The organism is Neptunicoccus sediminis (assembly GCF_001719615.1).
Lineage (GTDB): Bacteria > Pseudomonadota > Alphaproteobacteria > Rhodobacterales > Rhodobacteraceae > Amylibacter > Amylibacter sediminis.
The window spans coordinates 32,993-44,692 of record NZ_MDVX01000020.1 but is presented as its reverse complement, the minus strand read 5'-3'; the positions used below and the strand labels follow the sequence as shown (position 1 = coordinate 44,692).

Below are 11,700 nucleotides of genomic sequence, written 5' to 3'. Positions count from 1 at the left end.
AGTCCGTCCGTCGAAACGAAACCTGACCGCCCACATATCTCTTCAGATACTATCAATTTCAAAGAGCCAGAGACAATAAACAACCGATGCGCCCATAACTTTAGGCGCGCCCGCCACTCGATGCCTCTATTTTGGAACCTTAGCTTCTAGCAAACCCTGCCGTCCGCGTCCAGTCCTTGTTACCGTCAGTTCCGAGTGTTTGTCCCTCGTTGCCTCCGGTGAAGCGGTGTTTAGGCCGACTGCCCGAGACCCGCAACCCCTTTTTACAGAAATGTTGGTTTTTTTTGACAAAACCGTAAAATTCCCGGATTCCGCAGATGTCGGGGTTATAAAATTTGCCAAATCCGGAAAATTCGTGCCAAAAATTACCGGGATATTAACCTCTACTCTGCTGTTTTCGCTAAAAAACCTTTCAGCGGGGGGTGAATCACCTGATTAACCTTGGGGCAAGCGCTGCGACTCGTCCCAATGGGCGGAATCACCGGCTCTGAGTCGGGAATCGCGCACTTTAGGTGCGTCTGAGGGCTTTCCAGCCGCGATAGCCCACCAGCACACAGAATATCGCGAGATAGGTGAGCGGTTCGACCTGCCACGTCTTCTTCATCAGAACGAAATGCACCGCCCCGAGGATCACCGCCGGATACACACCCCAGTGCAGCCTGCGCCAGACTAAAGGGCCGAGTTTGCGGATGGATGCGTTGTTAGAGGTGAGCGCCAGAGGGATGAGGATCAGAAAGGAGAGAACGCCGACGATGATGTAGGGGCGTTTGGTGATGTCCCTAAAGATCGCGCCCCAGTTTAACTGCTGGTCCAGAAACAGATAGACCACCAGATGGGCCGCTACATAGAAGAAGGCCATCAAACCGATCGCGCGGCGGTATTTGACGAGGTTGATGCGAAGCAGATCCCGCAGCGGGGTGATCAGCAGGCCAAGGATCAGCGCTTTGAGCGCATATTCCCCGAGTCCGTGTTCCAGTGTCTCCACCGGATTGGGGCCGGGGTTTTGCAGAACCGACCAGAACAACCATAGCCCCGGCAGCAGCAAGAGCGGATAAAGCGGCCATGCAGGAATCCCCCGCACCGCCGCGTTTACTGATTGGGCAACAGACATGCGCTGCCCTGTATTGGATGTGTCCGACATAAGATCAAAAGTGCTTTGACAGATCCATGCCGTCATAAAGTCCGGCAACCGCGTCGCCGTACCCGTTGAACATCTCGGTCGGTTCCTTGCCGGCAAACAGCCCTGCCCCGATCACGCGATGAGAGGCTTGGGACCAGCGCGGATGATCCACATTAGGGTTCACGTTGCTGTAAAAGCCGTACTCCTGTGCGCTGATCAGGTTCCACGTGGTGGGCGGTTGCTTTTCGGTCAGGGTGATCTTCACAATAGATTTGATGGATTTGAATCCGTATTTCCAAGGCACCACCAAACGCAGCGGTGCGCCGTTCTGGTTTGGCAGCGGCTCGTCATAGAGGCCCGTGGCCATCAGGGTCAGCGGGTGCATGGCTTCGTCCAGCCGAAGACCCTCTACGTAGGGCCAAGGGAAAGAGCCGTTTTTCTGACCATGCATTTCCTCGGGGCGCATCAGGGTTTCAAAAGCAACGTACTTCGCATTGCCTTGCGGGTCGGCTTTGGCGAGGAGATCGGACAGTTGGAAACCAACCCAAGGGATCACCATCGACCACGCCTCGACACAGCGGAGGCGGTAGATCCGTTCCTCCAGTGTCATATCCTTGAGAATATCCTCAAGTGCGTAATTGCCCGGATTGTTCACCAGCCCGCCGATTTCAACCGACCACGGGTCCGTAGTCAGCGCGTGGGCGTATTGGGCGGGATCGCCCTTGCCGGTGCCAAATTCGTAAAAGTTGTTATAGCTGGTGATGTCTTCGTAAGAGGTCGGCTCTTGCGTTGTGGACCATTTGCTTTTAGCCACATCCAGCGCCGCGGCTGGCGTTGTCAGCCCGCCTGCAATTCCGCCCGCAAGGGTCAAGCCTGCAGCCCCTGTCATCAATTGGCGGCGGTTGAGAAAATCAGCCTTTGGCGTCACGTCGGAATATTTCAGCGCGGTCTTAAAGCGGCCCATAAAGACCCTCCCTCTACAATGTCTGTATTCAGATTGGTTTAGACCTAGCGCAAATCCAAATCAAAACACGCGGGTTCACGACCTTGTTGGAAAGGTTACAGAAAAGGGTACAGAATTGCGGGCTTACAACGTTGTAAGCCGCCTATCGGGACAGACCCTGCATCGGCACCGGACGGGGCCAGATTTGCGACATGGGAACCGAGTTTCCGTTGTCCTGCACGATCCGCACATGATGTCGCCGGATCGCGCGGGGTTCGGTAACGCCCACGGAATGGGCGATGATCTCGACTTCCTTAGTGATCATCTTTGCATAAGCCGCGACTTTTTCGAATTTATCCTCCGGCACCAGCCCTTTCTGGAAACGCGGGTCATGGGTGGTGATCCCTGTCGGGCAGGTGTTGCGGTTGCATTTCAGCGCCTGAATACAGCCCAGACTGAACATAAAGCCCCGCGCCGACGTGACGAAATCCGCACCCGCCGCAATCGCCCAGGCCACATCGCCCGGATTCGTCAGCTTGCCGCTGGCAATCAGGCGAATCCGCTCGCGCAGGCCGGTTTCCACCAACAGGTCCGACACCAGCGGCAGGCTTTCGCGGATGGTGATCCCCACCAGATCCATCAGCGGCATAGGGCTGGCACCCGTGCCCCCGTCGCCGCTGTCCACCGTGATAAAGTCCGGCGCAGTTTCGACACCGCGCCTGTGGACTTCGGCAAACAGTTCCCGCAGGGCAGACTCGTCGCTCACCACGGTTTTGATACCCACCGGCTTACCGGTCACCTCGCGGATGTGGTGGATCGCGTCGAGCAGCTCTGACATGCTGCCGATCTCGGGGTGGCGGTTCGGCGAAATAGAGGGCTTACCCACCGGAATGCCACGGATCTCTGCGATTTCCGGTGTCACCTTGGCCGCGGGAAGAATTCCGCCTTTGCCGGGCTTTGCCCCCTGCGCCAGTTTGATTTCAAACATGCGCACCTGTTCATGGGCGGCAATGGCGCGCAGGCGATCATCCGACAGGCTGCCGTCGGCATCCCGCACGCCGTATTTTGCCGTGCCGATCTGAAACACCAAATCACAGCCGCCTTCCAGATGGAACGGCGACAGACCGCCCTCCCCCGTGTTCAGCCAGATCCCCGCCTTTTTCGCCCCACGGGACAAGGCCCGCACCGCAGGACGGGACAGGGCACCAAAGCTCATGCCGGAAATGTTGAACAGGGACGGTGCGTCATAGGGCTGGCGGGCGTATGGACCGATTTGCAACGGTTCGGTCCGCGCCGCTTGTGATTCCAGCGGCGGAAAGGCGGCGTTTACGAAAATCGGCGTGCCCGGCAGCGTGAGGTTGCGGGTAGAGCCGAACGCCACCGTATTGCCCTTACCGGATGCAGCCCGTTTCACCCAATTGCGTTGGGCGCGGTTGAACGGCAGTTCCTCGCGGTCCATTGCAAAGAAATACTGGCGAAAGAATTCACCCAACTCGGTGAACAGGCTGCGAAACCGTCCCACCACCGGATAGTTCCGCCGCACCGCATCGCTGGTCTGGCTGCGGTCGATGATGAACATCACCACCACGGCGGCAAAACCGATGCCGACCGCACAGATAAAGGCGATCGCAAAGTAAAAGAAGATGGTGGAGACAAGGTTCATCAGGAACATGGGACGGGAAACTCCGTAGGGTTATGCGTGCAAGCGGGCGCTTTTATCTGTGCTGACAGAAATGTAGCGGCCGCAGGGCAAAAGACCAAGCGGGGTCCGGGGGCTCAAAAATACTTGAGATAGACAAAAACCGCCACGGCCAGCGTAAAGGGCCAGACGACAAAAGCCAGCCGCACCGACAGGAACAGGATGATCCGTATAAATCTGGCCAACATAACGCGCCCCTTGCTGTTTGTGCCTGATTGCAAACCGCCCCGCAGATGCGAAACCTGCGGGGCGGTAGAGTGGGTTTACACCTGAACCAAGGTGCTTAATGGACCGGTGCATCGGCAGGCGGCTTGGCCGCCTGCGCGACGCCGTTGATCACCAGCCCATTGTCATCGGCACTAACTGTAACGGTGGACCCGTCCAGCACTTCGCCCGACAACAGCAGTTCTGCCAGCGGGTCCTGAACCGCTTTCTGGATCACCCGTTTCAACGGACGTGCACCATAGACCGGATCATAGCCCTGATTGGCCAGCCAGGTCCGCGCAGCTTCGTCCATTTCCAGCGCAATTTTGCGCCCCGAAAGACGGCGTTCCAGAATATCCAGTTGGATGTCCACAATCCCGTCCATGTTTTCACGGCTCAGCCGGTCAAACAGCACGATTTCGTCCAGACGGTTGATAAACTCGGGCCGGAAATGGGCCTGAACCGCCTGCATCACATCTGCCTTGGCTTTGTTGCTGTCTGCCCCTTCGGGCAACTGGCTAAGCGCCTGCGACCCGAGGTTACTGGTCAGGATGATCAGCGTCTGTTTGAAATCCACAGTCCGCCCCTGCCCGTCGGTCAGAACACCATCGTCCAGCACCTGCAACAGCACGTTGAACACATCAGGATGCGCCTTTTCAACTTCGTCGAACAACACAACCTGATAGGGCCGGCGCCGCACGGCTTCGGTCAGCACACCGCCTTCGTCATAGCCGACATAGCCCGGAGGCGCACCGATCAGACGGGACACAGCGTGTTTTTCCATGAACTCGGACATATCAATGCGCACCATCGCCTGATCGTCGTCAAACAGGAACTCTGCCAATGCCTTGGTCAGCTCGGTTTTACCGACACCTGTCGGGCCGAGAAACAGGAAAGACCCCTGCGGACGGTTCTCATCGGACAGGCCCGCACGGGACCGGCGCACCGCATTCGATACAGCCGTAACCGCCTCGCGCTGGCCGATCACCCGTTTGCCAAGCTCGTCTTCCATGCGCAGCAGTTTCTCGCGGGTGCCTTCCAGCATCTTGTCCACGGGAATACCGGTCCAGCGCTCAACCACGCTTGCGATATGTTCGGGGCGCACGGCCTCGTCCACCATCACATCGTCCTCACGGCCTTCGGCTTCCGACAGCTTTTTCTCCAGATCGGGGATCACGCCGTATTGCAGCTCGCCCATCTTAGCGAGATCACCGGCACGCCGCGCAGTTTCAAATTGCACCCGCGCGTGGTCCAGTTCTTCCTTGATGTCACGCGCACTCGCCAACTTGTCCCGCTCCGCCTGCCAGTGGGCCGTCATCTCGGATGATTTCTCCTGCAGTTCGGACACCTCTTTCTGCAAAGTCTCCAGACGGTCCTTAGAGGCCGCATCGCTCTCGGTTTTCAGCGCCTCGACCTCGATCTGCTTTTGCAACAACTCGCGGTCAATCGCATCAAGCGCTTCGGGCTTGCTGTCCACTTCCATGCGCAACCGGCTGGCCGCTTCGTCCATCAGGTCAATCGCCTTATCCGGCAGGAACCGGTCGGTGATATAGCGGTTGGACAGGTTGGCCGCAGCCACCAGCGCACTGTCGGAAATACGAATACCGTGGTGCAGTTCGTATTTCTCCTTGATGCCGCGCAGAATAGAGATCGTGTCCGTGACCGTCGGCTCCTGTACCATGACAGGCTGGAACCGCCGTGCAAGGGCTGCGTCTTTTTCCACATGCTTGCGGTATTCATCAAGCGTGGTCGCGCCAACACAGTGCAATTCCCCCCGCGCCAGCGCAGGTTTCAGCAGGTTGGACGCATCCATCGCGCCTTCGGATTTACCGGCCCCGACCAGCGTGTGCATCTCGTCGATGAACAGGATAATCTCGCCAGCAGCCTCGGTGACTTCGGTCAGAATAGACTTCAGACGTTCCTCAAACTCGCCGCGATATTTCGCGCCAGCAATCAAAGCGCCCATATCCAACGCCATCAGCGTTTTATTCTGAAGGCTTTCAGGCACGTCGCCGTTCACGATGCGCAGGGCAAGCCCTTCGGCAATCGCGGTTTTACCCACACCCGGTTCCCCGATCAGCACAGGGTTGTTCTTGGTGCGGCGGGACAGAACCTGCATGGCACGACGGATTTCTTCGTCACGGCCAATAATCGGGTCAATCTTGCCGTCCCGTGCCGCTTCGGTCAGGTCGCGGGCGTATTTCTTCAGCGCGTCATAACCGTCCTCGGCACTGGCGCTATCGGCTGTCCGCCCCTTGCGCACATCATTAATAGCTGCGTTCAGCCCCTGAGCCGTCACACCGCCGTCTTTCAGAATGGTCGCCGCATCGGATTTCACGATCGCCAGCGCAGTCAGCATCCGCTCTACCGGCACGAAAGAATCGCCGGCTTTTTGCGCCAGCTTCTCGGCCTCGGCAAAAATCTTGGCGGTTTGCCCGTCCATGTAAATCTGACCGTTGTCGCCGGACACTTTGGGCATTTTCGCAAGGTTCACGTCCAGATCCTGCAGGACACGGGACGGATTGCCCCCCGCTGCCTTGATCAGATTGGCCGCAAGCCCCTGTTCGTCGTCCAGAAGGGCCTTCAACAGGTGTTGTGGTGTAAAGCGCTGGTGATCCTCGCGCATTGCAATGGTCTGGGCCGATTGAATCATCCCCCGAGACCGTTCTGTGAACTTCTCTAAGTTCATGGGTCGTCTCCTTTTTCAAGCGCCTGCAAAAAATTATGACGCCCGAAATCGGCACGTCAGGGTGCAAGCCTTGACAACAAGATAGGAACCCGCCGCGCAGCCGACAAGAGCCACAGCGAAAAACCCGTTGTGTTTCAGAACCGCTTCAATGTTCCGGAAATACTCGTCCTACGCCCGCACATTCCGACCATCGCGGCTGAAGGCATAGGCGATACACCCCGCCAGCAGACACAGGGCGAAAAACCCGAACAGCCATTGATAGGCGACGATTGCCGTATTGTCCGGCGCGACCGTGCCGTAAAGTCGCCCCGACAAGGATTGCAACAGCCCCGTCCCGCCCATGCCAAACAGGTTCAGCAGGGTCACACCCCGCCCTGTCAGATGCTCCGGAAAGAAGGTTTTCGCATGGGCAATAATCACCACAAAGGTCGCCCCCGTCAGACCGATCATTGCCAGCAGCACAGTTGCAACCACAACAGAGTGTCCCGCAAACAGGATCAGCAGTACCACGCAGCAAAGATTGATCAGGTTGCCGCCCAAAACAATCGTCTTACGGGACGGGATAAGACGGTCCATCGGCCCGTAGACAAAATTCCCCGCCACCATCGCAAAGCTCATCACAAGGGTCACAACCCCGATGACCTCGGGCGTGGCGGCAAAGACCTCATCCAGATAAGGACCAACCCAAAGCCCCCGCAACCCGGCAACAGAGATATAGTTCACCCCCATCATCGCAAGGATCGGCCAGAGCACGGGCATCCGCAGCAAATCCAGCACAGAGCCCTTCTGCTGCACCTCCACACGCGCAGGATCACGCACGAAAATCCCCGCCATCAGCGCGATGGCCAAGGTTACAGCCGCCAGCACCCACATGGTTCCCCGCCATCCGAACCACTCTACCGCCAGCGTCAGCGGCAGGGCGCTGCCGATATTGCCGAACGTCCCGATTCCAAGCGTCACCCCCGCAAGGGTGGCAAAAACGGCCGGCGCATAGGAGCGGGCGAAGATGTAATAAGACGCCATAAGCACTGGCGAACACCCGACACCGATCAGCATCATGGCAATCGTGATGTGCAGCGGACTGGTTGCCAGTGCAAAAACCGCCGCCCCGCCCCCGCCGCCAAGGGCAAAGAGAATACTGGCGGTCCGTCTCGGTCCGATCCGGTCCAGCGCCTCGCCCACGGGTATCTGCATCGCTGCAAAAACCAGAAACCACATGCCGCTCGCAAAGGCGAGATCCTCGGGCCCTGCCCCTATATCCGCCCCGAGCGCAGGTGCCATAACCGCAAGAAAAGCCCTGTAAAACTGGCTCATGACATAGGCCAGTACAAGAAAGACGATGCCAGCATTCATGGCAGTATTCCACTTCTTAAAAATTGCTGACCCAACTGGTAGGGGAATTTTCAGCCCTTGCCAATTCGCAAATCCGGCAACCCTGCGTTGGTATAACCGCCTGCGTCAGCGTCGTGTGGTGGTGCGCACATCATAGGCCGCCACCAGCCCGAGGATCGTCACCCCGAACAGGATCGACATCAGCACAAAAACGCCAGAGGTTTCGTTCAGGACCGCGCCGGTCACAGAGGTCAGGATGGCACCGCTCCCCACCACCACCGCGCCAGACAGTCCAGATGCACTGCCCGCCAGATCGGGACGCACTGACAACGCACCCGAATTGCTCGCCGGTAGAGTAAGCCCGTTGCCAAGACCGACAAACACCACCGACCCGAATAACACCAGCGGATGCATAATCCCCGCCACCAAAAGAACGAAACCGCCGCCCAATCCTGTCAGCGCCACAATCCGTCCCGCTATCATCAGCGTAGAAAGCGCATAGCGTTTGGCGTAGCGGCCCGACAGGTAATTGCCAAAAACAAACCCCATCGTAATCGCCCCCATACCAAGCCCGAGCTTGGCCGGTGTCAGGCCGAACTGGGCCTCCCCGACCAGCGGCGCTCCGGCGAGAAAGACATAAAACGCCCCCACCGAGCAGGCCTGACAGGCCACATGCCCCCAGAACTCCCGCGCGCGCAGCAGCGCCGGATAGGTTTTGAACTGGGCCAGTAATGTATCCGATCTCTTGGTGTTGGTTTCCCCGAGATCCCGCCAGCACAAGGCAAAAATACCCGCACCAAGCACTGCAAACAACAGGAATGTCACCCGCCAGCCGAACATCTGGTCCAGCAGCCCGCCAACAACCGGCCCCACCATCGGTGCCAGCGCCATGACCATCGCCACATAGCCCATCATGCTCGCCGCTTCCTGTGGCGGGGCCATATCGCGGATCACCGCGCGGCTTAGGGCCATCCCTGCAATCACCGCCCCTTGAAGCAGACGAAACCCCAGAAACACCCAGACATTCGGCGCCAGCCAGCACCCGATCGACGCCACCGTAAAGATCGCCATAGCCGCCAGCAGCACCGGTCTGCGGCCCCAGCGGTCCGACAACGGCCCCATAACGATCTGCAAAACCGCGCTCACCCCGAGGTATCCTGCAATCGACAGGTTGATCACCGCGTAATCCACCTCAAAGTCCCGCGCCATATTCGACAGGGATGGCAGAAACATATTCAGCGAGAGCACCGAAATCGCAGTCAGCAGTACAAGCGTCACGAAACGCGGCGGAGAGGTAGGAGTGAACACGGGGAAAGCTCTTTGTTCGGATAGCCTGCAAATACCACGCCCCCCGATCAGGCGCAAACACCCCCTGTTGCCTTGACTTTCACGCGCCACCGTCCCAAACCCCGAAAAACCAGCCAACGGAGCCCTGATATGCCTGCTGATGACCGTCTGATCGTTGCCCTTGATGTTCCCAATGTTCTGGATGGCCTCGCCATCACCGAACAGCTCGGGGATACTGTATCGTTTTACAAGATCGGCTTGGGGATGCTGACAGGGGGCGGACTCGCGCTCGCGAATGAGCTGAAAGAACAGGGCAAACGCATCTTTCTGGATATGAAATTCTTTGACATCGGGGCCACTGTGGAACGGGCCGTGGGCGGGATTGCGCAGTATGATCTCGACTTTCTGACCGTCCACGGCGACCCCCATGTGGTGCGTGCAGCGGTGGCCGGACGGGGCGACAGCGGCCTCAAGATCCTTGCCGTTACAATCCTGACTTCCCTCGACCGGAGCGATCTGGACGATTGCCTGATCCAGTCCGGCGATCTGCAAGACCTTGTGTTAGAGCGGGCCCGCGCCGCGTTTCTGGCCGGTGCCGACGGGGTCATCGCCTCCCCGCAGGAGGCCGCTTTGATCCGCGCCCTGCCCGAAGCCGCTGGCAGATTGATCGTGACACCGGGTGTGCGCCCGTCCGGGGCGGCCTCGGGCGATCAGAAACGCATTGCAACACCGGCCAGCGCGATTGGGGACGGGGCGGATCACATCGTGGTGGGGCGTCCGATCATTCAGGCCGACGATCCCGCAGCCGCAGCGCAAGCGATCCTTACGGAACTGACCGCGCTGTGATGGCAAACGCCTAAAATACCAGAAACTTCAATTTTATCTTTAACGCACTGTTAAGGTTTGGGCGCGATCCAGAAGACCGAACCTTAACGGAGCCTCTTATGGATATCTTCTCGAAAATCGGACTCACCGCATTGATCGCTACCGGCCTGCTGGCCACCCACGTCAAAGCGCTGCCCCTTGACGCAACCCTGATGGCCGCCCCTGCCATCCATGCCGGAAATTCCCAAGCTGACATCACGTCCTGACTGGTATTGGCAGGAGAACTGCGGGATAAGACCCTATGCCAAAACCCGCCTTCTGCCGAGATTGCCTGAAACGCTGCGCGCTCAAACCGCGCTGCGAACATTGTGCCTCACCGCGCGTGCTGGCCCATGAGGAATTGTTCTCGCTTTCTATCGCCCATATGGATTGCGACGCATTTTATGCATCCGTGGAGAAACGGGACAATCCGGAAATCCGCGACAAGCCGGTAATTATCGGCGGTGGCAAACGGGGCGTGGTTTCCACCGCCTGCTATATCGCGCGGATCAACGGGGTGCATTCCGCCATGCCCATGTTCAAGGCGCTGAAACTCTGTCCCGAAGCGGTGGTGGTGAAACCCCGTATGGACGCCTACGTAGAGGTCTCCCGCGCCATCCGCACAATGATGCAAGACCTGACCCCCGTGGTGGAACCGCTGTCACTGGATGAGGCGTTCATCGACCTAAGCGGAACAGAAAAACTGCACGGCGCCCCGCCTGCGGTCATGCTTGCACGGCTGGTGAAACGGATGGAGGACGAGTTGGGGATTTCCGGTTCCATCGGCCTGTCCCACAACAAGTTCCTTGCCAAACTTGCCTCTGATCTGGACAAACCGCGGGGGTTTTCCGTGGTTGGAAAGGCGGAAACACTGGACCTTCTCGCGCCGCTCCCCATCAAAAAAATCTGGGGCGCCGGACCCGTGTTGCAACGCAAATTGCAAAGTGACGGCATCCAGACCTTCGCAGACCTGCGCCGCCGCGACCGCAAGGCGCTGGGTGAACGCTACGGCTCTATGGGCGACCGGCTCTGGCATCTGGCGCAGGGTCTCGATCACCGCCGGATTTCGGGGCGCGATCCGGTGAAAAGCATCTCCAAGGAAACCACTTTTTTTGAAGACACTGGCGATGCCGACCTGCTGGACGGACATCTCTGGCGGCTGGCCGAACAGGTGTCAGATCGCGCCAAAGCCAAGGAATACGCCGGAAAAACCGTGACGCTGAAAGTCAAGAAAGCGGATTTCAAAACCCTGAACCGCTCTGTTACCCTGCCCGAGCCGACCCAGATGGCGGACCGGATTTATTCCCACGGACGCCAGATGCTTGACGGGGTGATCGACAAGGCCCCCTTCCGCCTGATCGGTATCGGCATCAGCCAGTTGACCCGCCCCGAAGAGGCCGATCACTATATGGACTTGCTGGAACAGGACGCCGCAAAACGGGCCAAGGCAGAACGGGCCACAGACGCAATCCGCCAAAGATTCGGCAAGGACGCCATCCTAAAGGGACGTGCCCTGCGCTAACCGGCTTCAATGTTCCGCAAATACTCCCCGCGCGGAGCGC

General features: G+C 58.6%; 9 protein-coding genes. 3 read left to right on the top strand and 6 right to left on the bottom strand.

Annotated features, from left to right (window positions below; genetic code table 11):
• Positions 1–508 precede the first annotated feature (508 nt).
• The 6 genes from msrQ to BFV97_RS16765 all read right to left on the bottom strand — a co-directional run bounded on the left by msrQ (position 509) and on the right by BFV97_RS16765 (position 9,295).
• Positions 509–1,111 carry a protein-methionine-sulfoxide reductase heme-binding subunit MsrQ gene (gene msrQ, locus BFV97_RS16790; RefSeq protein ID WP_069301553.1) on the bottom strand — a complete coding sequence of 201 codons (603 nt, stop codon included), beginning with the start codon at positions 1,109–1,111 and terminating at the stop codon, positions 509–511.
• A gap of 34 nt (positions 1,112–1,145) precedes the next feature.
• Complete coding sequence (msrP, locus tag BFV97_RS16785) at positions 1,146–2,084, bottom strand: protein-methionine-sulfoxide reductase catalytic subunit MsrP (protein WP_069301552.1); 939 nt, start codon at positions 2,082–2,084, stop codon at positions 1,146–1,148.
• A 142-nt stretch (positions 2,085–2,226) separates the two neighbouring features.
• Complete coding sequence (locus BFV97_RS16780) at positions 2,227–3,726, bottom strand: FMN-binding glutamate synthase family protein (RefSeq protein WP_069301560.1); 1,500 nt, start codon at positions 3,724–3,726, stop codon at positions 2,227–2,229.
• A gap of 319 nt (positions 3,727–4,045) precedes the next feature.
• Positions 4,046–6,655: an ATP-dependent chaperone ClpB gene (gene clpB / locus BFV97_RS16775; protein WP_069301551.1), complete on the bottom strand. Its 2,610-nt coding sequence runs from the start codon at positions 6,653–6,655 to the stop codon at positions 4,046–4,048.
• Positions 6,656–6,823: 168 nt separating this feature from the next.
• Positions 6,824–8,008: an MFS transporter gene (locus BFV97_RS16770; protein ID WP_069301550.1), complete on the bottom strand. Its 1,185-nt coding sequence runs from the start codon at positions 8,006–8,008 to the stop codon at positions 6,824–6,826.
• 105 nt (positions 8,009–8,113) lie between these two features.
• Entirely contained in the window at positions 8,114–9,295 is a 1,182-nt protein-coding gene (locus tag BFV97_RS16765; RefSeq protein ID WP_069301549.1) for a multidrug effflux MFS transporter, read from the bottom strand.
• A gap of 129 nt (positions 9,296–9,424) precedes the next feature.
• On the opposite strand from BFV97_RS16765, the gene pyrF reads away from it, so the two are divergent.
• The 3 genes from pyrF to BFV97_RS16755 all read left to right on the top strand — a co-directional run bounded on the left by pyrF (position 9,425) and on the right by BFV97_RS16755 (position 11,660).
• A complete protein-coding gene (gene pyrF / locus BFV97_RS16760; protein WP_069301548.1) occupies positions 9,425–10,120 on the top strand; it encodes an orotidine-5'-phosphate decarboxylase in 696 nt (231 codons plus the stop codon).
• A 98-nt stretch (positions 10,121–10,218) separates the two neighbouring features.
• The gene (locus BFV97_RS18820; RefSeq protein WP_157888356.1) at positions 10,219–10,365 is read left to right on the top strand and encodes a hypothetical protein; all 147 of its coding nucleotides are present in this window, start codon (positions 10,219–10,221) and stop codon (positions 10,363–10,365) included.
• Between the two features lie 35 nt (positions 10,366–10,400).
• Positions 10,401–11,660 (top strand): DNA polymerase IV, encoded by a 1,260-nt coding sequence (locus BFV97_RS16755; protein ID WP_069301547.1) that lies wholly within the window; start codon positions 10,401–10,403, stop codon positions 11,658–11,660.
• The last annotated feature ends 40 nt before the right edge of the window (positions 11,661–11,700 follow it).

Coding starts and splice junctions, on each gene's coding strand:
- BFV97_RS16755 (WP_069301547.1), top strand. CDS start 10,401: ATGCCAAAACCCGCCTTCTGCCGAGATTGCCTGAAACGCTGCGCGCTC.
- clpB (WP_069301551.1), bottom strand. CDS start 6,655: ATGAACTTAGAGAAGTTCACAGAACGGTCTCGGGGGATGATTCAATCG.
- BFV97_RS18820 (WP_157888356.1), top strand. CDS start 10,219: ATGGATATCTTCTCGAAAATCGGACTCACCGCATTGATCGCTACCGGC.
- msrQ (WP_069301553.1), bottom strand. CDS start 1,111: ATGTCTGTTGCCCAATCAGTAAACGCGGCGGTGCGGGGGATTCCTGCA.
- BFV97_RS16780 (WP_069301560.1), bottom strand. CDS start 3,726: ATGAACCTTGTCTCCACCATCTTCTTTTACTTTGCGATCGCCTTTATC.
- BFV97_RS16770 (WP_069301550.1), bottom strand. CDS start 8,008: ATGAATGCTGGCATCGTCTTTCTTGTACTGGCCTATGTCATGAGCCAG.
- msrP (WP_069301552.1), bottom strand. CDS start 2,084: ATGGGCCGCTTTAAGACCGCGCTGAAATATTCCGACGTGACGCCAAAG.
- pyrF (WP_069301548.1), top strand. CDS start 9,425: ATGCCTGCTGATGACCGTCTGATCGTTGCCCTTGATGTTCCCAATGTT.